We start from the raw sequence: 24,868 nt of genomic DNA on the forward strand, positions 1-24,868 counted from the left end.
GTCAAATTAATATCTGCTGGAAAATTTGAGGATGAAAGAGTTAGGAGTTAGGAGCCAGAATAATTATCCAGGTTGCTCAAATTTATGTAATGACCGGAGAAACTTGGGAATGCTTTTGTGTGGAAGTTAGACTAGATAAGAAAAGTGTAATTTCCAGTTATTACAATTTTTGGTAGAAGAATAGGCATAAAACCATAGCTCAACTTGTGCCGACAGACAAAGGGTAATTATTATGACAAATTTGGGAAAAAAAGCATTGGTAAAAAGGCAGTCATCAAAGCGAGTTGCTTGGTTTGGTGCGAAGGCGCTGCCCGCCGTAGGCATCGCAGCTAGCTTGATTATGTTACCAGGAATTTTCGGGAGTACCCCCGTCTTGGCACAAAAAGCAGAGAGTACCTCTAGTAGCTCTAGTACCTCTCTAAACTATGGTGAGTTGATCAAGAAAGCGAAGGCGGGAGAAGTCCAAAAAGTAGAGCTTGACGAAACCGAACAGGTAGCAAGAGTTTATCTCAAAGGGCAAAAGGAAAATACGCCACCGCAACAAGTGAGACTTTTAGCGCAAAACACAGAGTTAATTAACATACTCAAAGATAAAAATGTTGAGTTTGGCGAGATTTCCTCTGCTAACAGTCGAGCTGCTGTTGGGCTGTTGATTAATCTTATGTGGATTTTGCCACTGTTAGCTTTAATGCTATTGTTCCTCCGACGCTCTACAAATGCTTCTAGCCAAGCGATGAATTTCGGCAAATCCAAAGCTCGTTTCCAAATGGAAGCCAAAACCGGAGTGAAATTTGAAGATGTCGCCGGGGTTGAAGAAGCTAAAGAAGACCTTGAAGAAGTTGTTACTTTCCTGAAACAACCAGAAAGATTTACGGCTGTAGGTGCGCGGATTCCCAAAGGAGTGCTGTTAATTGGTCCTCCTGGTACTGGTAAAACTTTACTAGCAAAAGCGATCGCAGGCGAAGCAGGTGTACCATTTTTCAGTATTTCCGGTTCGGAATTCGTGGAAATGTTCGTTGGTGTGGGTGCATCTCGCGTGCGCGACCTCTTCAAGAAAGCTAAAGAAAATGCCCCATGTCTAATATTTATTGATGAAATTGACGCAGTAGGTAGACAACGGGGTGCAGGAATCGGTGGCGGTAATGATGAGCGCGAACAAACCCTCAATCAACTGCTCACCGAAATGGATGGTTTTGAAGGCAACACAGGTATTATTATTATTGCTGCCACTAACCGCCCGGATGTCTTAGATGCAGCGTTGCTCAGACCAGGACGCTTTGACAGACAAGTGATGGTGGATGCACCGGATCTCAAAGGGCGACTGGAAATTTTGAAAGTCCACGCGCGGAATAAGAAAATTGACCCTAGCGTATCATTAGAAGCGATCGCTCGTCGCACTCCTGGATTTACTGGCGCAGACTTAGCCAACTTGCTCAACGAAGCGGCAATTCTGACTGCTCGGAGACGCAAAGAAGCTGTCACCATTTTAGAAATTGATGCTGCTGTGGATAGAGTTGTTGCAGGTATGGAAGGTACTGCATTAGTAGACAGCAAGAGCAAACGCTTGATTGCCTATCATGAAGTTGGACACGCTTTAGTAGGCACATTGCTCAAAGACCATGACCCTGTGCAGAAAGTTACATTAATTCCACGGGGACAAGCACTCGGATTAACTTGGTTTACTCCTAACGAAGAACAGGGGTTAGTTTCCCGTTCCCAACTTAAATCCCGGATTACTGCTACTTTGGGTGGTCGCGCCGCCGAGGAAATCGTTTTTGGTAAGCCAGAAGTTACCACAGGTGCAAGCAATGACTTGCAACAGGTGACAGGGATGGCGCGGCAGATGGTGACACGCTTCGGGATGTCAGAATTAGGCCCATTGTCTCTGGAAAATCAGAGTGGAGAGGTATTTTTAGGACGCGACTGGATGAATAAATCAGACTATTCTGAAGAAATTGCCGCCAAGATTGATTCACAGGTGCGTGAAATTGTAAACAACTCTTATATCAAGGCAAAAGAACTGTTGGAAGAAAACCGCATAGTTTTGGAACGTTTAGTAGATTTGTTAATAGAAGAAGAAACAATTGAAGGCGATTCATTCCGCCAAATCGTTGCTGATAATGCCCAAATAGCTGATGCACAATTAGCTGTACCTCATTAGACATCTGATAAAAAATAATGTAGAGACATAGCAGTGCTAAGTCTCTACGGGAGCATCCCAGTTTTTATTTAGTGAGCAAAGATTAATCCATTGAGATAAGCTCTGGCGTTGAGCTAAGACTTGAGGAACGTTATCAGATTTCCATTGTGCGCCAGAAATTTTGGTTCGACGGTCAATCTGTTTGACAGTAGACTCAATAGTACCAGAACCAATGGAACAGATTTGTTCTGCTTGATAATATTGGTAATTGACAATCCGGTGTCGATGTTTCTCAAGATAAGTACAGAAATTAAAAGCTTGTTTTAGCTGACAGTCAGCAAAGACAGCGATAGCATCATCAACTTTTCCTTGCCAGAGAAGGATTTTAGCCTGATTGAGCCGTTGATTAGAACCGCCAATCTTGTGTAGGTTTTCCATCAGATGAAACCAATCAAGTACTTCCCGACGCTGGTGTTCGGGAGCAAAATCGCGGACAATATTCCAAATACCGTCATGGCCATCGCCAAGACAGGTCAAGATAGGAGCAATTGATTGGCTTTTGACCCAATCAATTACAAGACTATTTTCTTGAAATGAGGCAGCAATAGCTTGTTTTTCATGTAAGCAGGTAGCTTTATAACCCTTCCAATCACAGACTTGTCCCTTGATTGTACGAATGCGTATATTTCCTCCATCCACACTCAATTCTTCCACAGTTGATTCTACTTGCGGTAATTCAAAATTTTGACGATGCACTAATCGTTGCTGCACACTTTTTGATACTTCTACACCAGTTAAATATTCAATATCTTCTGCCGCACGTTGATACGATACCGACGCGCTGATTCGTAAGCAACAAGCTTCTAAATATGGACTCAATTGATTATGGGGTCTAATTTCTAGCTTTTGTGCTTGAGAGTTTGTAATTGGCAGTTCTCCAATAATACTTTTTATTTTTCGTTTGTATCCGCGGCTTTCTCCTGTGGCATTTTCGATAAAAAAACCCTACTTCTGGCATTACATGCTTCCGCATTTGAGAGCGTACTACTTCTTCTATTTTTGCCAAACTTGTGAGTTGCTCACCCGTAGTACTTTTGTACAGTATCTTTGCTATTGCACGAGAATATTCTTTTATCTGTTGTTCTTCTCAGGAGTCATTGATACACCTAGTCTTGATGACTTTATTATCCCTTCCTGATATCCCCTTACTTCCTGACTTCCGTTTTCTGTAACAATCCTTCCCTGTTATTTATTTGTTTTGGAATAATAAAAACTGGGATGCACCCAGTCTCTACAATAGTTCTAGAGAACACATAACGTAAATACGTCGTTTCAAATTTTTATTAATCATTACTTTGATAGAAAATAGACCCACGGTGTAGGGGCAATACATGAATTGCCTCTACACCATATAATTTTGCGTAAGTCCTAAAATATTTTGGGAATCTTCTTGTGCAAAAGTAGAAGGCTACCCAATACGGTTCGGATAAGCATTTTTCACTTTTCTTGTGGTCTGGGGAAAGAGAAAGGGATAAAGGCAGGGCTATTTCATTCTAAAAAGCTGCTTGAGTGTGTCTAGTCCAAAAGAACATAAACGTTGAGCTTGTGCCATATTTTCAAACATATTACTGCGATATAAATTAAGTGAAAAATTGCGAGCAAGCGCAAAAATTTGAGGAAGAGGAGTAGTGCGAATTCTAGATTTATCTTCGCCTTGAGTAACGTCTCGAACATAGTGGACTTTATTCTCAACACCCCAATATCCTCTGATACGTTCAGCAAAGGCTTGCACCGTTTCGCTTAAAGATGAAATATAATAACGGGTTTCATTAGTTACTTCAATCACATTGTGTGTGAAAACCTGACGCTCTGATTTGACTTTAATCAAAGTGGTAAGTCCAGGCCAAGGACGAATACCATCGAGATTTTTACAAATACTGACATGACGCTTTTCGATTCGACCATGCCCTTTATTTATCTGCTCATAAGCCAATTCTGGCGTGAAATTTGTTTTGACATCTTTGAATAAGTTAAGCTGATTGCCTTTTAAGGCGGCAATATAATCATTCCCACTATTTATAATCAACTCACAAGTTTTTTTTGAGTATTAATAGCATCAAAAGCAAAGATAACCCCATTGAGAGCCAGTTTGGAAATCAACTCAGGTAAAGCAATAATATCATTAGTTTTGGCATCAACTTGAAATGGCTCTAAAATTAAGCCTCGCTCAACAATATAAGAACTAACTAACATAATCGCTGGATGCGAATCCGAGTTAGGGTTATCATTTTCAATCTGATATGAACCCTTGAGGACTTTACCATCTAACCCAACAGTTTCTCCAGTATTTGGTTGTACATTAAAGAATTTGCTCAGACATACGGAATAATCTTCGTAATCTACGTGTAATAAGGCACGACGTACAGTGCCATAAGATGGTAGTCTATTTTTTGGCGGTTGAAAAAGTTCAATCCGCGGCTCACGGTAGCTTGAAATCCAGTCTCCAATTGCTAAAAATCCTTTGTTCCCTGCTGCGATGCCTACGGCGGGCTGCGCCTACGCCAATGTGAAAAGTGCCAAAGATAATGGTAGATTATGTCTCTGTCCGGCGCGGCGACGGGGGTCTTTTAGACCTGCAAAAGCTTTGATAATTTCGATTTCAGACACGGTAATAGATGCTTGAAGTAGAACTGGCGCTGCATCTTACCATATCACGTCTACATTTAGAATGAAATAGCCCTGGGGATAAAGGGTAAAGGATTTATTCAAAACCTTTACCCTTTTCCCTTTCCCCTTTAACCGAACCGTATTGGAAGGCTACCTCAGCATTTCCACAAACTGGTACATAAAGCCTTACTACTGTCAAGCTTAAGGTATTGTATTATATAGACCCAATCAACGTACTACAAGTGGAAATGGACATTATGAAACATAGATTTTGGGCAAGCTATTTGCTTGCAGCTTTAGCATTTCTTCCCTTAGAATCTGCGATTACTACACAGGTTTTGGCAACAGAGTCAGTTTTGCAACTGGCACAAGCCAAATCTGCTTACACGCAATATATGCAACTCGGCTATAACGAAACTAGACGGAGAAACTACCGAAAAGCTTTAGGATATTTTCAGCAAGCAGAGCGATCGCGTCCTGGAGATAGGTATGCTACTGCTGCAATTAGAAATGTAACAAGTTACATCCAACGCGGTAGAAATCGTATTGCCTTCGTCCCAGGTAGACCTGGTAGGGTAAGGTCAGCAGGAACACGAGGAAGTTGCTTTCAAACTGGACAAAATATTATTCCCCTGACACCGACAGATAAGGAAGCTCAACGAACCACAGCAGAGCGTCCCACATTATTCTTCTATGTTCCTCAAACCTCTACAACAGTACAAGCACTAGAATTTGTTTTGCGGGATGATGATAGCTCCGACCCATTGTATAAGGGAACTTTCAAACCTGTTGGACAGAATGGTATTGTTAGTGTAAATGTACCTGCTAATCAGCCATCTCTACAAATCGGTAAAGAGTATAGTTGGACTTTTTCAATGATTTGTGATACTAACAACCGCGATAAAGACTCTTATGTAGAAGGTACAATAGTGCGATCGCAAGATGAAAACCTCTCTCTTCAGCTAAACCAACCAAACACAGACTTGGATCGTGCAGTTCTATTTGCAACTGCTGGATTTTGGGAAGATTCTCTCAGAACTTTAGCTAATTTACGCCGCCAGCGTCCTAACGATCCTGAAGTTCAGAAATATTGGGAAGATTTGTTGAATTCAGTAGAGATTAAAGAAGTTGTAAACAAGCCTTTATTGCCCTGTTGTACTGTTCAAAAATAAATTAAAAATTACTTAAAAACCCGGTTTTGATAGAGAAGCCGGGTTTTTATCATTCATAGGAATTATGTAAAACTACACGCGCTCAGGTAGGGGCAATTCGTGTATACGCAAACGCGAGAGCATCTCTAAGAGTTGCGGCTTCCCGTAGGGTATTACCCAATACGCTTGGGTTAATGGCTACTTGTACAAAATCGTGGGTTTTGAGACGTGATAAATCGCCGTCTCTACAAGATTTTATGTTACGAAAACGACACCCATTTTTAAGTGTACTGCGATCGCGTACCCGCCCGCCGGAGGCGATGGTCTCCGACCGACCGGAGGTCATCGCAAACGAGACAGTTAATCTGAGATAGCGAACAATTAGTTTGCAATACTTAATATTAGATTATCTAATAATTAGTTTTTCATGATATTGTGTTTGTCAGTACATATTTTTTTGTATGCATCGTGTAAACTCTATTTGCGGAGTAAGATTGCTACATAAATTTATGGTAATTCGAGCGCCAAGCAGCAGCAACCCTAGTTTTGCTGTGGTATTAACCTGACTTACAGTTTGGTTATTTCATTCCATATAGAGCAACTGAAGTCTACATTTTAGTTGTTTTGAAAGCATTCCATTATTACATTCAGTGTGGAGTTAGCAGTAAATGCTAGCCCAAAGCTTTGTATGGAAAGGATTTTATCAATCTGCCATCTGAGTATTTTTTGATTGGATGTCAGCAGTTGAAAGCAAACATATTGTTGTCTACTCATCAGACACTTGCCACGTAGTTATAAGGATTTTACAAACAGTTAGGAATTAGCTAGCGATCGCACACTGACGTTAGATGAAAAGCCATTAGCTATACGCAAATCAGCAATCACTATAGAAAAGAAAAAAGCTTATGAGTACAACACGCAAGTTTCGTTTAGGTGCATTCGTTCAAGCCACCGGTCATCATGTCTCCTCTTGGCGACACCCCGATGCACAAGCAGATGCTGGATTGAATTTCGAGCATTACAAGGAAATTACCCAGACTGCCGAACGCGGCTTGTTTGATGCAGTTTTTCTAGCAGATAGCCCAGGAGTCTGGGGTGGCTCTCCAGAAACTCAGTATCGCAACGGTAAAATGGCCCATTTCGAGCCAGTCACTCTCTTCTCGGCCTTGTCCTCTGTTACCAAAAATATCGGCTTCATTTCCACCGCCTCGACTACTTATGAAGAACCCTACACCTTGGCGCGGAAGTTTGCCTCGTTGGACTACTTGAGTAACGGCCGGGCAGGGTGGAATGTAGTCACCACAGGCAATGAGAACGCCGCTCGTAATTTCGGGCTTGAGCATCACCCGGAACATAGCCAGCGTTATGAACGCGCCGAAGAGTTTGTGGAAGTAGTGAAAGGACTGTGGGATAGCTGGGAAGATGATGCTTTTATCCGTGACAAAGAATCTGGTGTGTATTTCGACCCAGATAAACTGCATACACTCAACCATAAAGGCAAATATTTTTCTGTCCAAGGCCCTTTAAACGTCGGTCGTCCGCCTCAAGGCTACCCCGTGATTGTTCAGGCTGGAGCTTCGGAATCTGGCCGGGACTTAGCTGCACGCACCGCCGAAGTGATTTTCACCGCTAATCAAACCCTAGCTGATGCCCAAGAATTTTATGCTGATGTGAAAGGGAGATTAGCACAATATGGGCGATCGCCAGACGATCTAAAAATTATGCCCGGTGCTTTCCCAATCATTGGCCGTACCGAAGCAGAAGCTCAAGAGAAATACGAATTCCTGCAATCGCTGATTCATCCTGATGTCGCCTGGGGAATTTTAAAGAACTATTACAAAGGTGTGGATCTGTCGAAATATTCTCTAGATGATGTGGCTCCTGAACTGCCCAGCGACACCAACACTAACAAGAGTCGTCTCAAACTAGTCAGAGATTTAGCGACTCGTGGCACTCTCACATTACGTCAGTTGTATCTCTCTCTTGCCACCGCACGAGGACATCGCACCATCCTTGGTACACCCGAAACCATTGCCGATCAGTTAGAAGAATGGTTCAACAATGGTGCGGCAGACGCCTTTAATATCATGCCGCCAATTCTCCCCACAGAATTAGATGAATTCGTTAACTTAGTCGTTCCCATCTTGCAAAAACGTGGATTGTTCCGTACCGAATATGAGGGTAGTACCTTACGTGAAAACCTGGGATTGCGTCGTCCGGTCAATCGTTTTGCTGCAAAACAAGTAGACAAGAGCCTCGTGTTGGCGTAAATGACTTTTAATATCTGCACTGTGCTTAAGCAGACACGAAAAGTCATTAGCTATACACAAATCAGCAATACCAAAGGTAAAGCTACCGCTAACGCAATATAAGAAAAAAAGCTTATGACTACAACACGCAAACTTCGTTTAGGTGCATTCATTCAAGCTACAGGTCATCACATATCAGCTTGGCGGCATCCCGATTCACAAGCAGATGCTGGACTAAATTTCGAGCATTACAAAGAAATTACCCAAACTGCCGAACGCGGCTTGTTCGATGCGGTTTTCCTTGCCGATAGCCCCAGTTTACAAGACAATAGTGAACCGGAGGTGCTGAAGCGCAACGGTAAATTAGCAAAGTTTGAGCCAGTGACGCTATTTTCCGCACTAGCACCATTAACCAAGCATATTGGCTTTGTTGCTACCGCTTCCACCACTTATGAAGAACCTTATACCCTTGCTCGGAAGTTTGCCTCATTGGACTACTTGAGTAACGGCCGGGCGGCGTGGAATGTAGTCACCACAGGTAATGAGAATGCCGCCGGTAATTTCGGGCTTGAGCATCACCCGGAACATAGCCAGCGTTATGAACGCGCCGAAGAGTTTGTAGAAGTAGTAAAAGGCTTGTGGGATAGCTGGGAAGATGATGCTTTCATCCGCGACAAAGAATCTGGTGTCTATTTCGATCCAGATAAACTGCACACACTCAACTACAAAGGCAAACATTTTTCTGTCCAAGGCCCTTTAAACGTCGGTCGTCCGCCTCAAGGTTATCCAGTGATTGTGCAAGCTGGTGCTTCCGAAGTCGGCAGGGATCTGGCGGCACAGACTGCTGAAGTTATTTTTACTGCCAACCAAACCCTGGAAGACGGGCAAGAATTTTATGCCGATGTGAAAGGACGATTGGCTAAATATGGTCGCCAACTAGACGATTTGAAAATCATGCCAGGTGTGTTCCCAGTGATTGGACGCACTGAAGAAGAAGCCCAAGAAAAATACGAATTCCTGCAATCGTTAATTCACCCATCGGTGGCATGGGGATTACTCAAAACACGTTATAAAGGCATCGATTTATCTGGCTATTCACTCGACGATCTTGCACCACCATTGCCCAGTGATACTAACGGTGGTAAGAGCCGCCTCAAGTTATTGACGGATCTTGTAAATCGCGGCAACTTAACGCTGCGTCAGTTGTATCTCTCTGTCGCTACCGCGCGGGGTCATCGCACCATAATTGGTAGTCCTGAAAGTATTGCTGACCAGTTAGAAGAATGGTTCAGCAATGGTGCGGCAGATGGTTTTAATATCATGCCGCCAATTCTCCCCACAGGGTTAGATGACTTCGTTAATCTAGTTATCCCAGTCTTGCAAAAACGTGGATTGTTCCGTACTGAATATGAGGGCAATACCTTGCGTGAAAACCTCGGATTGCGTCGTCCAGGTAATGGTTTTGCAGCAAAACAAGCAAACAAGAGCCTCGTGGTAGTGTAAATAAATTTTTCACAGATGCTTATGCCATACCTTTTAAACTGCACCTTCTGTAGATCGCCGCCTACAGAATTTGAAAATTGTAGAGAGGGACGGGATTGTAGAGAGACGCGATAAATCGCCGTCTCTACAAGAAATGTATTTATCAATAGCAGCATCGGATACTGAAAAAAACCTGTAATTTTTGTGCCGTAGGCAAGGAAAAAACATGACTGAATATAGCCGATTAAAGACCTCACGCTCCGCCGCAATCAGAGCAACCCTTGATTATCCGGTAATCGATACCGATGTTCATACCAATGATTTCACACCGGCGTTTGAGGATTATATTGCTAAATACGGCGGTGTGAAACTCGTAGATGAGTTACGTAAAACCGAAGCTTCCCGTCTCAACTCCAAAAGCAATGGTAAAGACTGGTATCAACAAACCCCTGAAGAACGTCAATATAACCGGACAATCCGATCGCCTTGGTGGGCAAGAGTTACCAAAAATACGCTGGACCTCGCTACTTACACCCTCCCCGGATTGCTCTATGAGCGTCAGGCAGAGCAAGGATCAGACTATTCGGTGCTGTTTCTGAATAATGTCCTAGCACCGGCTGGAGCAAGTGCAGAGAATCGTCAAGCACTGCAACGCGCGGTTAATCATTATCATGCTGATATCTACCGTAAATATAGCGATCGCCTGACACCGGTAGCTGGTATTCCCTTAACTACTCCCCAAGAAGGCATTGAGGAGCTAGAATTTGCAGTAAAAACACTCGGTTTAAAAGTGATTAATATCACTGGCGGGGTGAAACGGCCAATTAAAGCGATCGCTGATAAATATCCAGCCGATAAATTCCCCGAAATCGCCAAGTATGCCTCTTATATCGACTTCTACGGACTAGATAGTGAATACGACTACGATCCCTTCTGGGCAAAGGTCGTGGAACTTGGTGTACCTGTCACCACCCATTACGGTAGCCAAGGTTGGACTGGACGCTCCTCCATTAGTAACTACATGAACAACCATATCGGTCACTTCGCCGATGGTTCGGAAGCATTTGCGAAGGCTTTGTTCTTCGGTGGCGTTACCAAGCGTTTTCCACAGTTGCGTGTAGCGATGCTCGAAGGTGGTGCAGATTGGGGTGCCCGCGTCTACATTCATTTGGTAGATCGTTTCTCCAAGCGCAATATCAAGGCATTGGAAAATTACAATCCAGCATTGACAAATGCTGATGAGCTATTTGAAATATTTGAACGCTATGGTGCAGAAGTTACTCAAGGGCATTCCCTCGATAAAGACGAATTGACCAAGACTGTACTGGGAGCTTCATTTAGCCGTCATAGCCGTGCGCCAATTGGTAGCGAATTGGACGATTTTGCAGCAGCAGGTATTGAAACAATTGAAGACATCCGCGATCGCTGGGTGAATAGTTTCTTCTTTGGTTCCGAGTCTGACGATCGCACCATTGCTACGGCATTCAACGACAAAGCCAATCCCTTGGGAGTCAAAATCAACGCCATCTATTCCTCTGATGTTGGTCATTGGGATGTACCAGACTTGACTTCCCCCTTGGCTGAAAGCTGGGATTTGGTTCAAGAAGGCGTTATTTCCGAAGCCGACTTTAAGTCCTATGTATTCGCTAATCCCTACAAGTTTTACACCCAAGCTAACCCCGAATTTTTCAAGGGTACTGCGATCGAATCCAAGGTAGGTAACACCGAATTTAAACAAGTGGACAAGAGCCTGGTGGTGGCGTAAAAGCCGAGATGAGGGCGTGGGGGGGAGATGAAAAAAAATCAATCCCCCATGCCCTGAGCGTAAAGCCTACGGCATAGCTTCGCTTAACGCGCAGCGTCTCCGTTAGGAGAAGCCGTTCGCGTAGCGTCTCGCAGAGAAGGGATGCCCAAAGCCCAAATAAATTAGGAGTCACAACCATGTCCGTAGAACAACGCTCTTACGAAACCAATAATGGTTCTTTGCCTTATCTTTTCTCGCCTGTTTCTGACAATGCCAAGCAACCTGCACCCTTAGTACTATTTCTGCATGGAGGACGCGATCGCGGGACGGATCTGAATGTGCTACTGAAATGGGGTCTACCTCGTTTCGTAGATTTATCCGACTCATTACCTTATGTCTTCGCCGCACCCCAGATTCCGGCTGAACAAACTTGGGCAGATCGAGCAGATGACGTGCTCGCTTTGCTTGATGAACTGATTGCTTCCCAGCCCGTCGATCCAGCACGGGTGATATTAGCCGGGTTCAGCTTAGGCTCGGCCGGGATCTGGCATGTCGCTGCTTTACATCCCAATCGCTTCGCCGGTCTAGTACCTGTATCTGGACGTGTACCCAAGACACTTGGAGAAAGCGAACTAGCTGCACTCAAAGATATTCCCGTTCAGATATTTCAAGGTGGACAAGACAAAAATCTGCCAATAGAGGATACAGAGAATTTTGTTGAGCGCTTACGCAAAGTCGGCGGGAAAGTCGATTTGACAGTGCTGCCAGAAGGCGATCATTTTATTGCAGATGAAGTATACAGCGATCCGAAGTTGCAACAGTGGCTAGTTTCCCTGAGCCGTCGCAACACTGCTTTAGTTGTCTGAGGCACAAAACCCCAAAAGTCAGCGCTCAGGAACTGGGGGCTGAGATACAAAAGAAGATTTTTCTCAATCCCCATGACCGACAAAGAAAAGGATACAAGCCCCTAAATTTATTTATGGTTACTGAGCGTAGCCGTAAAGCCTGCGGCATAGCTACGCTTAGGGCGCAGCCTCTCGTAGAGAAGTATGGGAATTATTAATTTTAAATTTTGAATTTTGAATTCGGAGCGAAGCGACGTGACCTTACCAACCACCAATCTTGGAAAAACTGGATTAACTTTTTCCCGCCTTTGTCTCGGCACCATGACCTTTGGATTGCAGACTGACGAAGAAACTTCTAGGGACATTCTCGACACCGCCGCCGATGGCGGAATCAACTTTTTAGATACAGCCGATGTTTATCCACTTGGCGGTGGGCTTGCTACTGCTGGGCGTACCGAAGAAATTGTTGGGCGCTGGCTCAAAGGTAAACGCAAACATTTTATCTTAGCTACCAAGTGCGTCGGCCGGGTTGGCCCTGCACCTTGGGATCAGGGTGCTTCGCGCAAACATATTCTAGATGCGATCGATGCTTCTCTACGACGTTTGGGAACCGACTATATCGACCTGTACCAATTGCACTCCGACGATACTTCCACCCCCCTCGATGAAACCCTGGAAGCGCTGGACGCGGTAGTTCGTGCTGGCAAAGTACGCTATATCGGGGTTTCCAACTTCTTAGCCTACCGACTTGCCCGCGCCTTGGGTCGCGCCGAGACACGCAATCTAACCAGGTTCGTCTCAATTCAGCCCCGCTACAACCTGTTGTTCCGCGAAATTGAGCGAGAACTATTGCCCCTAGCTAAAGAAGAAGGACTGGGTGTAATTTCCTACAATCCCTTGGCGGGTGGTCTGCTCACCGGGAAACACATTCTCGCTCAAGGCCCCACCTCCGGTACACGTTTTACGCTAGGTGCTGCCGCAGAACGTTATCAAGAACGCTACTGGCATGATCGCGAGTTCGATACTGTAGAGGAATTACGCACAGTCGCGGATCTCGCCGGATTGTCGCTCACAACCCTAGCGGTAGCTTGGGTTTTATCTAATCCTATTATCACTGCCCCCATCATCGGCGCTAGTCGCCCACAACAACTTGCTGACAACTTCAAGGCAGTGGAAGTCAAACTCGACGACAGTTTGAAACAAAAGTTAGATGACTTAACCGCCGAATACCGAAGGGGAGATTCTCTTCGTTAGTTTCAAGTCAGAGGCAGGGGGAACTGCACTCATTCCACTGCCGTGGAATGAAGGGGGCAACATGGATCTGACTGCGATCGCATAAGGAAGTCAGCTACAACCAAACAGCAAAAGTTTTTAAAGAGTGCTGCCAGAAGTCCCTAATACCGCCGGACGGCTTATATAGTCGTCCATTTTTATCTTGCAGAACAGCCAAAATGTGCTAGTGGATCGACTTTCATGACGAAAAAGACCAGACAATTCAAATCCTTTCAACGTGCTGCTGATGCACCAAACCTGCCATCAACTCCATTCAGGTTCATTTTGTATTTCGTTAACCAGTTTCGCCAGTGGTATGTGTTAATGGTGATTCTGGAGATGGTACACGCAACCTGTGGCATTATGTTGCCTTATGCCATTGGTGAGATCATCCGGGGTGTAACGAAATCAACGGGCGGCAGCCAGCCCATTTTTGATGCCATGAGGCAACCCCTGATGCTGTTTATCGCGTTGAGTGTGGGTGAAGTGATATTCGGGCGTTCGGCTGGACTCTTGCAAACTATCCTCCATCCAGTCCACCGACAGCATATTGTGCGATCGCTATATGCCTACTTGCAACACCATTCGCATCGCTACATGAGTAGCAGTTTTTCTGGGGCATTGGCACATCGAATTAGCGAAACTTCTCTGGGTGTTACTCAGACGATGCAAATGCTAATTACTGAATTTATGCCAGTAATTGTTGTGTATACCGTCGCTACGACGATACTGTATCGCTCCTATCCTCCCCTGGCTGCACTCGTTGGCGTGTGGGCAGTTCTCTTCATCAGTATTTCGTTCTGGCTAGCAACTCGCTGCCGAATTTACTCCCGGAAAGCCGCAGCCGCCAGAAGTGAGACAACTGGCATCATCGTAGATACAGTAACAAATCTCACCAGTAGCCGACTGTTTGCTCGTTTGGGTTTTGAACGAGGCTATTTGAATGAGCAATTAAGCCGCGAACTCAAACAGGTGAGAAAATCCAACTGGTACTCGGAGCGAATTCGCTGGTTTCAGTTTATCTCGGCAGCCATTCTAAAAATCAGCACCCTGTATTACTCACTTTCCCTTTGGAGTCAAGGGAAGATCGCTACTGCTGATTTCGTTGTCGCAACTAGCTTATCGTTATTAATAATCAGTGAAGCCCGGAATTTGAGCCGCCGCTTTCTGGAATTTTTTGAACATATCGGCAATGTCGCCAATGGTGTCTTTACCATCGTTCAACCCCACGAGTTGGTCGATCGCGATCGCGCGATCGCACACCCAATTACCCAAGGTAAGATTGAGTTTCGCCGAGTGAATTTCAATTACTCTGATGAAAAGAAAGTTTTCAACAACCTTTCTGTCACCATCCAAGCCGGACAGCGTGTCGGACTGGTGGGCTTCTCTGGTTCTGGAAAATCCAGCTTTGTCAATCTAATTCTGCGTTTGTTCGACCCCCAATCTGGACAGATTATTATTGATGGGGTCGATATTCGAGACATGACTCAGGATGCCCTACACGCACAGATCAGCTTGATTCCCCAAGATCCGTCTCTGTTCCATCGCACTTTGCTAGAAAATATTCGTTACGGACGCTTGGATGCAACCGATGAGGAAGTGTTCGAGGCGGCGCGAAAGGCTAATGCTCACGATTTCATTATTCAAAGTCAGGATGGTTACAATTCTCTGGTGGGCGAACGTGGTGTCAAGTTATCTGGAGGGCAGAGACAACGCATTGCGATCGCTCGGGTAATCCTCAAAGATGCGCCGATTCTGATTTTGGATGAAGCCACCTCTAGCCTCGATTCAATCACCGAAAAAGCGATCCAAGATACCCTCGACTTAGCCATGAATGGGAAAACAGTCATTGTGGTGGCTCATCGACTATCTACCATTGTCCATCTAGACCGGATTTTGGTGTTTGACAAAGGTCACATTATCGAAGATGGTTCCCACACCAAACTGCTGGCACTCGGCGGCGCTTACCACAGGTTATGGAAAATGCAGGCGGGTGGATTTATCCCAGAAAATCCCGGCGAGGAACGCATACATGAGGTTCGCACTCGCACAGATAACGTCCAAAAGGGAATGATCGCTTGATATTTAGTACGACTTGAGATAGTATACGTGCAAATTTAATTCAAGGATTGTGCGGGAAAGGTAATTGAAGTAAGGTGTGTTATGCCGGAAGCTAACGCACCCGGAATTGTCAAAAGGCAAAATAAAGAAAAATGTTCTCAAGCCCCTAAATTTATTTATGGGGATTATCTTTTTACTTCGCCAACAGCATCGATTGCTGATTTGACCTCATTTCCTAGCACCATGACTTCAGATACCCAACCCATTTTTGATACCCTGACTGACGAAGGATATGCCATCGACTGGAATCTCCTGCTGACTGAAATCCTGACCACCTTCGACTGCTCTACAGGTACTATCCATACCTTTGATCGGGACAGCGAGTTATTGCACTTAAAGGCTCACCAAGGCATTCCAGAATTCCTGTTACCTAAAATGACGATAATTCCTATTGGTAAAGGGATGGCTGGTGTCGCCGCCGAACGTAAACGACCCGTACAGATTTGCAACCTGCAAACCGACGAACAAGGGGTGGTCAGACCTTCGGCAAAAGAAACCCAGGTAAAAGGCTCCATCACAGTGCCACTTCTGCTGAATGAACGATTGCATGGAACCTTGGGCATTGCCAAGCCGGTTTCCTACGAATTTACACCCACAGAAGAAGAGACACTAATGGAGATTGGAGAGGCAATTAGCCGGAAAATCATCCGTTAACAAGTTACAGCAGTTTTCATGTATTTGAAGCACATCTAACGTAAGGGCACAGTATTGCTGTGCCCTTACCGCATTGTCTATTTAACCTGAAAACAGCTGTAAATTAATTAACTTGCAACTGCAATCGGCTTTTTGCGGGTGGGACGCTTGCGGTTTGATTTTTTCTTCACTCTAGACAATTGAAATTGTTTTTACCAGTTCTCTGTATAACATTCGCGCAAGTCGATGCATTCACAATGCAAGTCGATGCATTCACAATGCAAGTCGATGCATCCACAATGTAAGCCGATGCATCCACAATGTAAGCCGATGCATTCACAATGCAAGCCAATGCCTGAAGGGGGGACAAGCACCCGAAAGCCTTTGTGCTGTATTAAGTTGAGCGAATTATGGTAAAAAAAGATAGGTCAGTATTGTCAATAAGACCTATCTGTTGAAAATGTTACCTGAATTATACCAGAAGCATCTACAAAGTTTACTTTCACAGTCCGAATTAATATTTCTGACGCTGGTGATTAACGTAGTACAAAATATCAAAGATGTGAAACTAGAGAAAATATCAGAGTCGCGACCATTATTCATTCAATGCCAGTCGAGACGGAAGAAGTTACAAAGGTTTCTATCATTACCAATATTGTTGAATATAGAAGAATTATGGTTTCCCATAATTGAACGATGGTTAGCTCAAACTTTCCTCGGAAATCACCGAATCTATTTAGCAATTGATAGGACGAATTGGAAAAGAAAAAATCTACTAATGATTAGTGTAATTTTTCAAAAAAGAGCTATACCGATATACTTTAAGCTTTTAGCAAAATTAGGTAGTAGTAACTTATCAGAACAAACTAAGGCATTATCAAAGATAATTCCCTTATTTAAAAACTATAAAACGGTAGTGTTAGGAGATAGAGAGTTTTGTTCAGTGAGCTTGGCGGAATGGCTTGATGAACAAGGGTTTGAGTTTTGTTTGAGACTCAAGAAAAATGAGAATATTGAGTTGAAAGCTCATTTATGGTGCGAAATAAAAGATTTAGGTTTAAAACCAGGAACATCTTTTTTTGTATCAGATGCAACGGTAACAAAAACTAAACAAGTGAAGGGATTTAATGTGGCTTGCAAATGGAAAAAGAATTACCGTCAAAACAAAGCCAAAGAAGGATGGTTTATTTTAACTAACATGAATAGTAAAATAACGGCGATTCAGGCATATCAAAAGCGCTTTGATATAGAAGAGATGTTTAGAGATTTTAAAAGTGGCGGTTACAATTTAGAGAAGACAAATGTGGAAGGTAAGCGGTTTATTGCTTTAGTTTTAATCATCTCATTAGCTGACACTATTGCTACATTACAAGGTCAGAATATTAAGAGTAAAGGAATTGCAAAATATCTGGCACGTCCCAAAGAATATGGACGTTCTCACAGAAGGCATAGTAACTTTTATATCGGTCTTTATGCACAGAACTGGGTTAATTTCATTGGTGATTGTTGGAGTTTAGTTCAAGATTTAATGCGATTAAGTCGTCATAAACTAGAGAATTATTTACAAGGGATGAGAGCTATGAAGCTTATACAGTCAGCTTTATAGGCTTCATGTCGCCCCTTCAGAGCCAATGCATTAATTTAACTTTATAATGCGATCGCAAAACGTCTCCATAAGAATCGCTTGGCGCGGACAGTATTAATTTTTGCTAATTGCTGCTGTAAGTTAACCTAGAAGAGGTTCTTCTTAATTAAAGACTCGAGAAACTGAAATACTGATCGCAATTTGAGATGTGTTAAGTACAAAGTTGACTTTATACGTAACGCGCTCGCTCGGCTACTTTTTTGGTTAAATGTTTGCAGGTTACAATAATAAATAACTACAACATTTTGCTAAAAACAGTGTATAAAGTTCAATGTAATACTCGATCGTGATGAAGATGGGGTTTGGATTGTCGAGTGCCCCAGTATACCTGGTTGTGTTAGTCAAGGTCAGTTAAGAGAAGAAGCCCTCGAAAATATCAAGGATGCGATCGCCGCTTGTCTTCAAGTTCGTGCAGAACTTAGTTTACCGCTCACTGTGGAAACTCATCAAGTAAAAGTTACAGCTTAAGCATGGCATCTGTCCTTCTGTTTCTTCATCCAGCGTTGGGATAATTTACCTCTAAACTGAGTTCAGCAATTGCTAAAGCTTTTTGTTACAGTATTCTATAAAATCCAGATGACGAGAATAGGCGATCGCTAATTGCAATTGCCAGTTTATTGCTCAAAATCTAGAACGCAGTTGCTATGATCAAACGCCTGCTTGTGGTCGAGTCTCCGGGAAAAGTCAAAAAACTCAGTCAAATTCTGGGTTCGGATTGGAAAGTTCTAGCCAGTTGTGGCCACATCCGAGAACTCAGCAATGAAGGGGACGATTCCTTGGGCTTCGTCATGGACGGCAGTAATGTTCGGTGCAATTACGTTCCGCGTGACCAACGAGCGAAGGAAACAATTCAGAAACTCAAGTCTGCGGTGAGGCAGGTTGATGAAGTTGTCTTAGCAACTGACCCAGACCGGGAAGGCGAAACAATCGCTTGGCATCTCAAAGAAACACTGGGTTTAAAGGAACCGAAACGAGTAATTTATACTGAGATTACAGCATCGGCGGTGCAGAGTGCGATCGCTAATCCCAAAAAGCTAGACCAAAATTTAATCGGTGCTGGGTTGTGCCGAGATTGTCTAGATAAGTTGGTAGGTTATAAAGGTAGCCCTTTAGTTTGGGCATTGAATAACGGCGCTAAGAGTGTTGGCAGAGTCCAAAGCGCCACATTGCACTTAATTTGTCAGCGAGAAAACGAAATTCTGGCTTTTGTCCCCCAAGATTACTGGAGTGTCTGGGTAGATTATGCTGAAGGATTTCGGGCTTTTTACAAAGGGACGGTCGATTCTGCAAAAGATGCAGCAGACCAAGAAACTGAAACTAACGATGACGCGAAAGTAGGTAATAGTCCAGAAACACCGGAATCTAAGCGCGTTCTTTCCGAAGCTGAGGCTACACGTTTAGTTGAAGAAGCACAGCGACATCCTCATCAGGTGATTCATTTTGAAGGAAAAATCGTTAACCGCCAGCCACCTCCACCATTTACAACTTCTAGCCTTCAGCAAGCAGCCGGTTCAAAGCTGAGGTTTGCTCCTGACAAAACTATGATTGTGGCCCAAAAGCTTTATGAGGCAGGGCTGATAACATATATGCGAACAGACTCAGTAATGCTGAGTCCAGAATTTTGTGCCAGCGCCCGTAAATGGTTAGAGCAAAATGATCCGCAGAATGTACCGCACCAAGTCGCCAAGCATCGCAGTAGCAAATCGGCTCAAGAAGCACATGAAGCGATTCGTCCAACTGATGTGTTTCGTCCCTCAGTTCAGTTGCGTTTAGAACTTCCTGATGATGAGTTTAATCTGTATGTGATGATCTGGAAACGGTCAATTGCTTCTCAGTGTCGTGCTGCTCAATTGCGTAAAACTTTGGTGATTACTCAATCTGGTTCCTTACTGTGGTCAGCCAGAGGGCAAGTGATTGAATTTTACGGTTATGCTCGGTACTGGAATAATCTCAGCAAGGATAGTGTTTTACCTTCATTACAACAGGGACAAGCATTAAAACTGGAGAATGCTGGACATGAGAAAAAGCAGACGCAGCCACCACCCCGTTACAGTGAACCAAAATTGGTACAGTTGATGGAACGTAAAGGAATTGGTCGCCCAAGTACCTATGCTCCTACTGTTGCTACTTTAAAAAAACGAAATTATGTTGAGTTAAAAAAAGATCATCTGCAACCGACAGCGTTAGGGTTAGAAGTTGATGCATTTTTGCTCAAAGCACTGCCGGATTTACTAGAGGCGGAATTCACAGCAAAAATGGAAGATGCTCTTGATGCAATTTCTGAAGGAAAAAACTCTTGGCAGCATTATTTAACTAGTTGGAATCAGAATTACTTTATACCAGCGCTCTCCAAAGCTAAAACTGTAGTTGCGAGTTCCCCAAAAGGTAAAGCTAATGTGATAACTGAGCGCAAATATGAAACTTCCAAAACGCGATGCCCTGAATGCAAAAATTTTCTTGCCAAAATTCCGAGTACTAAAGTCAAAAAGAAATATTTCCTCAAATGCACAAAAGGCTGTGAAAATGTCGTGCTATTTTGGAGCGACTTTAACAAAACTTGGCAGCCACCACAAACTAAAACAGTCCAAGTTGAAAATCAACAAAAGCCTCCCGTGAAGATGACGGCATATCCCTGCCCAGTATGTAAGAAACCTTTAGAGGAGTACAGTTACATCAAAGAAGGGCAGAGTAAGAAAATGTTGCGATGTTGTGACCCACAAGCTCGTAAAGATACCAAACATAAAGATGTGGCTTATTTCAGTACGCCAAAAGGGTGGTGGAGTCCTAAGTTTGGGGAGTTAGGAGTTAAAAGTTAGGAGTTAGGAGTTAGGGACTTCCAAGAAATAAATTACCCAAATGAAACGAACCACAGAGACACAGAGAACACAGAGGAATGAGGAGGAGAGAGTTTTTTGGGTATTTTTTTATTTGTAGGACTTACGCAAAAACCCTCTAAAACTCTCATTCCTCCGTGACCTCTGCGCCCTCTGTGGTTCGTTTTCCGTTACCCGTATGCTCTTGTTGGTGGGCTTTGTGCTTTAATATTTGTAAAGTTCGATTACAAATTTTTGTAGACTTCACCATCATTTCGCTTACCAACGCGAAAAACATCAATCAATTTGCTTTCTTCATCAATCGTGTAGAGAATTCTATATTCACCTTGATCGACACGATAACCACCTTCATAGCCTTTCAAGGCTTTGCAATCTTGAGGTCGAGAATTGCCTTGAAGCGAAAGGATTTTAGATACAACCTGCTTATAAAGTTTCGCTTGCAAATCCAACAAATCCTTTTCAGCAGTCTTAGCAATTCTCAAACTGTAGCGTTCACTCATTTCCACGCTTGGCACTAATTGCCTCTAAGGAAGTAAACCCATCATTTTCCTCAATTGCACGACGAAGTGTTTCTGAATCAATAGCATCTTCAACAGCTTCAAGCAATTTCAAATCATCAAGACTGATAATTGCTACGGCAGGTTTACCATGACGCTGAATTACAATCCGCTCACCCTTATACTCAGCACGATTAATAAGCTCTTGGAAGTTTGCGCGAGCTTCGGTTGCACTTATGGCAGTCATAGCGCCTCACAAAATTAAATAATTGATGCTCATCAAAATGTAATTTTTGTACAAATTGCTAAAAATATACAAAATTTACGTTCTGTACTAATATTACACAATGGATAAAACAATTTCTAGTTGATTTGAGATTTATGCACTGTGATGCAATGCGATCGCATTGCATCACTCTTTAGCTCAATTTAGGGCAAACGAAAGTCAGAAAATCCTAAGTACTTTTCTCCTTAACTTTCCTCAGTTGTACCTGGTGGGAGCAGTTGCTTAATTTGGTGAGCCAATAATTCTAGTCCAGCATCCTTGGCAAAAAATCCGTCTGCTTCTGGACACATTTGTTTGCCATGCACCTCTAACTCATTTTTGCTCATGTAAGCCGTGACGAGGATGACTACAGGAGAACGAGACAAGCGGCGCTTGAGAGCGGTAACAATTTCCATGCCATCTGTATTTAGCTCATGCCGAGCCGTAGGCAGCACGAAATCGACCAGAAATATATCATACTGGTTTAGTTCGTCTAACTCCCACAAGAAACTAGATACTGACTTATAGGTTGCTATAGCATATTGTTGCTTCAGAAAGCGTTGGACGATGCGGCACCAGTGTTCGTCATCATCCAAAATCGCCAGCTTGTACATGGAGATTCAATTCCTTTTTTGACCTAGAAGAGTAATCATATCCAAAAAGGCATCGTAGTCAGTGATGGGTTTGGTATAGCAACTGTCAGCCCCAGATTGGGACAACAGGAGATGTTGATCGGCGGGCATGGTGTAGGCCGTCACCAAGATAATTGGTAACTGTTTCCACTGCGCCTTTAAATGGCGCGACAGGATGGAGCCATCGACTTTTTGTCCTTCCCACCTAGCTCCCGGCAAATTGATATCCATAATCACCAGTTCTACTGCCCCCGCTTCGCATTGTTGGAATATCTCTTTTGGTTCAGCAGTAATAAACACCTGATGACCCCCCAAACGTTCGATTAGTTTGGCGGTTCCCTTCGCTAGGAGTTGATTGTCTTCAACCAGCAGGATGTTCAAGATTGTTACTAAAACCTCCATGCTGTGGAAGCGTCTACATCCAATGAGACTAAGGTACAGGTGATTTTAATTGCCGTCCAAATATTAAAATCCATAAAAATACTCATCTTTTTTATAGTCAGGTGAAATATCTTCCAAGGGCCAAGCCCCTAGCTTTTAGCTAGGGGCTTGGCCCTCAACTAGAGAACCCTGACCTGCTACCTGACTTTGTTCGTTTAGAGGCAGGGTAAAAGTCACCGTGTTTCCCTGCCCTAGTCCTGGGCTTTCAAGCCATATCTTACCACCCATCAGTTCCACTAATCGCTTGCAAATAGTCAGCCCTAAGCCGGTGCCCCCATAGGAGCGCTGGGCAGAACCATCAGCTTGCACAAATGGGGAAAACAGTTGCTCTGAATTTTCCATCTCAATGCCGATACCTGTGTCGTGTACCGAGATTTGAGCCATTGTCCCAGTACTATCGACGACAGCCCGGACATCGATTTGACCCTCATCGGTGAATTTGAAGGCGTTATCCAGCAAGTTTGTCATCACCTGACGAACTTTGATCTTGTCGGCGAAAACAGTCTCGATTTCACAGTCGAGTGTCAGAGGAATTGCCTTGTAGCGGCTTTCGGCACCTGAGAGGAAACATTGCTCTTGTAAAAGCTGTTGCAGATAAACTGTCTCTAAATCTAAAGCTATGCGCCCGTCTTCAATTTTGGCAATGTCAAGGACATCGTTAATGATAGTAACCAGATTTTGCGTCGATTGGTAAGCGCCATCTATATATTCGCGCAACTCATCTTCGTCTTCATAAAGGCGCTCTTTGAGCAACTTTAAATAGTTTAAGGTCGAGGCCAAAGGGGTTCGCAATTCGTGGCTGGTAGAAGCCAAGAAGTTGCTCTTGAGGCGACTCACCTCTTCGGCGGCAGCTCGGGCATGAGAGAGAGCTTCGTTGTGCATCTCAACTATCAGGCGTTGCTGGCGTTCCCGGTGATAGAGGCGGTTTTGCAGCACAGCCAGTGATAGGTGAATGTTCAAAGACTGGATGAGTTCCATCTCTTCGATGCTCCAGGGATGAGCTTTATCTTCTTTGAGCGCCTGCCATTGCGCCATTGACTGGCGGGGTCGCTGTTGGCGCTCATCGGCTTCCTCATAGCCTGGCCAGAGATTTTTTGTGCTGATTTGGTCGCGAAAGAATGTTAGATACCCCAGGAATTCTTTACTATAATACAACGGTTGAACAATCAAACCCCGAATCGGTGTGGTTTGGAAGGATTCAATCAGTTGGTGCAGACGCGGTTCTTGCTGAAGATTAATTACCACTCGCAGGGCAGGTTTATCTTTTTGGGTTAAGGTAGTGCCGATGGGAGCAGGAATTTTCCTTACCTCTTGCCAAAGGGGATGATTTTCTAGTAAATGTGGTTGCTCTTGCTCGGATGGAGCCGGCTGATTTCCGTAAGTATAAAGATGGGCTGGTAAAGCCTCATCCGGGGAAGTGAGATACAACCTTCCTCCAGAACTGCCAGAAGCTTTGACTGCTTGCTCCAGAACGTTATGCAAAATCTCTTCAGGGGTTAGAGGCGCGTGCAGCATAGTAGCAATCTGATTAACGATCGCATCACGCTGCTGCTGTTCCTGCACCTGACTCAGCAGACTCGCTTGGGTAATTGCCAGTGAAACCTGGTCAGCGAGCAATTGGACGACCAGCAAATCCTCAGATGTAATCTCTCTGGGTTCGGCATGATGAGAGATCAACAGCCCCCAGAGTTCCTGTTGATAAATTATTGGCACTACCAGAGAAGATTGCACACCCATCTGGGTGAGATAGTCTACATGGCAGGGGTCTACCGGACGGCTTAAGATATCTTCAAGGGGTTGTTCTTGCACTTCTTCAACGGTCAAGTCCCCGATTGCCGTTGTTGTGGGAGTCGGCAGCGAGTTGAGGATAATACGCTGTTCGCTGACATTGACAATGGAGCGGGTACGTGCTTTGACAAACAAAGCCCGCGCTTGGGGCGGAATGTCATCAGCTGGATAGTGTAATCCCAGCAAAGAAGGCAGGCGGTTGGGGGCACTAGCTTCGGCAACAACGTGTCCATGTCCGTCGCGATCGAAGCGGTAGACCTTAGTTCGGTCAGTTTGCAAGAATGCCCGCAACTCGACCACAGTTGCATCCAAAATCTCTTGCAGGTTCAGCGATTGCCGGATGCGGTTCGCCATCCGAGCCAGCAGAGCTTCTTTGCGTTCAGGAAGGAACTGATCTTTTAGGTTTCTAAAACCGGAATTTGTAACCAACTCTCACTCTCGACTTCTTAAAATAATTATTTA

At 44.1% G+C, this 24,868-nt stretch carries 18 protein-coding genes and 2 pseudogenes; 12 read left to right on the forward strand and 8 right to left on the reverse strand.

The window, feature by feature from the left end; translation table 11 throughout:
* The first annotated feature begins 232 nt into the window (after nucleotides 1-232).
* Complete coding sequence (gene ftsH, locus NPUN_RS08835; protein ID WP_012408423.1) at nucleotides 233-2,161, forward strand: ATP-dependent zinc metalloprotease FtsH; 1,929 nt, start codon at nucleotides 233-235, stop codon at nucleotides 2,159-2,161.
* A gap of 36 nt (nucleotides 2,162-2,197) precedes the next feature.
* On the opposite strand, the gene NPUN_RS08840 is transcribed toward ftsH, so the two are convergent.
* Together NPUN_RS08840 and NPUN_RS44690 are read right to left on the reverse strand one after the other, a co-directional pair.
* A protein-coding gene (locus tag NPUN_RS08840) for an ISKra4-like element ISNpu15 family transposase (RefSeq protein ID WP_086000594.1) occupies nucleotides 2,198-3,275 on the reverse strand; the annotation gives its coding sequence in 2 pieces (ribosomal slippage) (nucleotides 2,198-3,145 and nucleotides 3,147-3,275; 1,077 coding nt in all).
* A gap of 408 nt (nucleotides 3,276-3,683) precedes the next feature.
* Nucleotides 3,684-4,678, reverse strand: a pseudogene (locus NPUN_RS44690) (ISAs1 family transposase).
* A gap of 386 nt (nucleotides 4,679-5,064) precedes the next feature.
* On the opposite strand from NPUN_RS44690, the gene NPUN_RS08855 reads away from it, so the two are divergent.
* Nucleotides 5,065-5,979 (forward strand): DUF928 domain-containing protein, encoded by a 915-nt coding sequence (locus tag NPUN_RS08855; RefSeq protein ID WP_234711062.1) that lies wholly within the window; start codon nucleotides 5,065-5,067, stop codon nucleotides 5,977-5,979.
* 82 nt (nucleotides 5,980-6,061) lie between these two features.
* On the opposite strand, the gene NPUN_RS40495 is transcribed toward NPUN_RS08855, so the two are convergent.
* Complete coding sequence (locus NPUN_RS40495) at nucleotides 6,062-6,304, reverse strand: hypothetical protein (RefSeq protein WP_012408425.1); 243 nt, start codon at nucleotides 6,302-6,304, stop codon at nucleotides 6,062-6,064.
* Nucleotides 6,305-6,863: 559 nt separating this feature from the next.
* Here NPUN_RS40495 and NPUN_RS08860 point away from each other — a divergent pair.
* From NPUN_RS08860 to topA, 10 genes and pseudogenes are all read left to right on the forward strand, one after another.
* Nucleotides 6,864-8,228, forward strand: a complete 1,365-nt coding sequence (locus NPUN_RS08860) for an LLM class flavin-dependent oxidoreductase (RefSeq protein ID WP_012408426.1) — start codon at nucleotides 6,864-6,866, stop codon at nucleotides 8,226-8,228.
* A 114-nt stretch (nucleotides 8,229-8,342) separates the two neighbouring features.
* Entirely contained in the window at nucleotides 8,343-9,710 is a 1,368-nt protein-coding gene (locus NPUN_RS08865) for an LLM class flavin-dependent oxidoreductase (protein WP_012408427.1), read from the forward strand.
* Nucleotides 9,711-9,915: 205 nt separating this feature from the next.
* A complete protein-coding gene (locus NPUN_RS08870) occupies nucleotides 9,916-11,454 on the forward strand; it encodes an amidohydrolase family protein (RefSeq protein ID WP_012408428.1) in 1,539 nt (512 codons plus the stop codon).
* A gap of 176 nt (nucleotides 11,455-11,630) precedes the next feature.
* Nucleotides 11,631-12,299, forward strand: a complete 669-nt coding sequence (locus NPUN_RS08875) for a carboxylesterase family protein (protein WP_012408429.1) — start codon at nucleotides 11,631-11,633, stop codon at nucleotides 12,297-12,299.
* A 234-nt stretch (nucleotides 12,300-12,533) separates the two neighbouring features.
* A complete protein-coding gene (locus NPUN_RS08880) occupies nucleotides 12,534-13,532 on the forward strand; it encodes an aldo/keto reductase (RefSeq protein ID WP_012408430.1) in 999 nt (332 codons plus the stop codon).
* 219 nt (nucleotides 13,533-13,751) lie between these two features.
* A complete protein-coding gene (locus NPUN_RS08885; protein ID WP_012408431.1) occupies nucleotides 13,752-15,632 on the forward strand; it encodes an ABC transporter ATP-binding protein in 1,881 nt (626 codons plus the stop codon).
* A gap of 81 nt (nucleotides 15,633-15,713) precedes the next feature.
* Nucleotides 15,714-16,325 (forward strand): GAF domain-containing protein, encoded by a 612-nt coding sequence (locus NPUN_RS08890; RefSeq protein WP_012408432.1) that lies wholly within the window; start codon nucleotides 15,714-15,716, stop codon nucleotides 16,323-16,325.
* A 439-nt stretch (nucleotides 16,326-16,764) separates the two neighbouring features.
* Nucleotides 16,765-17,957 (forward strand): annotated as a pseudogene (locus tag NPUN_RS08895) (IS4 family transposase).
* Between the two features lie 253 nt (nucleotides 17,958-18,210).
* On the forward strand, nucleotides 18,211-18,417 hold the full coding sequence (locus NPUN_RS38690) for a type II toxin-antitoxin system HicB family antitoxin (RefSeq protein WP_083782467.1): 207 nt from the start codon (nucleotides 18,211-18,213) through the stop codon (nucleotides 18,415-18,417).
* 176 nt (nucleotides 18,418-18,593) lie between these two features.
* Nucleotides 18,594-20,765 carry a type I DNA topoisomerase gene (gene topA, locus NPUN_RS08900; protein ID WP_012408434.1) on the forward strand — a complete coding sequence of 724 codons (2,172 nt, stop codon included), beginning with the start codon at nucleotides 18,594-18,596 and terminating at the stop codon, nucleotides 20,763-20,765.
* A gap of 242 nt (nucleotides 20,766-21,007) precedes the next feature.
* On the opposite strand, the gene NPUN_RS08905 is transcribed toward topA, so the two are convergent.
* The 5 genes from NPUN_RS08905 to NPUN_RS08925 form a co-directional block, all read right to left on the reverse strand.
* On the reverse strand, nucleotides 21,008-21,283 hold the full coding sequence (locus NPUN_RS08905; RefSeq protein ID WP_041565284.1) for a type II toxin-antitoxin system RelE family toxin: 276 nt from the start codon (nucleotides 21,281-21,283) through the stop codon (nucleotides 21,008-21,010).
* On the reverse strand, nucleotides 21,276-21,527 hold the full coding sequence (locus NPUN_RS08910; RefSeq protein WP_012408436.1) for a type II toxin-antitoxin system Phd/YefM family antitoxin: 252 nt from the start codon (nucleotides 21,525-21,527) through the stop codon (nucleotides 21,276-21,278). Before NPUN_RS08910 ends, NPUN_RS08905 begins: the two co-directional genes overlap by 8 nt.
* Nucleotides 21,528-21,751: 224 nt before the next feature.
* Entirely contained in the window at nucleotides 21,752-22,159 is a 408-nt protein-coding gene (locus NPUN_RS08915) for a response regulator (RefSeq protein WP_012408437.1), read from the reverse strand.
* Nucleotides 22,160-22,165: 6 nt separating this feature from the next.
* Nucleotides 22,166-22,579: a response regulator gene (locus NPUN_RS08920; RefSeq protein WP_012408438.1), complete on the reverse strand. Its 414-nt coding sequence runs from the start codon at nucleotides 22,577-22,579 to the stop codon at nucleotides 22,166-22,168.
* A 135-nt stretch (nucleotides 22,580-22,714) separates the two neighbouring features.
* The gene (locus tag NPUN_RS08925; RefSeq protein ID WP_012408439.1) at nucleotides 22,715-24,835 is read right to left on the reverse strand and encodes a sensor histidine kinase; all 2,121 of its coding nucleotides are present in this window, start codon (nucleotides 24,833-24,835) and stop codon (nucleotides 22,715-22,717) included.
* Nucleotides 24,836-24,868: the final 33 nt, after the last annotated feature.

Origin of the sequence: Nostoc punctiforme PCC 73102, from assembly GCF_000020025.1 — a bacterium.
GTDB lineage: Bacteria > Cyanobacteriota > Cyanobacteriia > Cyanobacteriales > Nostocaceae > Nostoc > Nostoc punctiforme.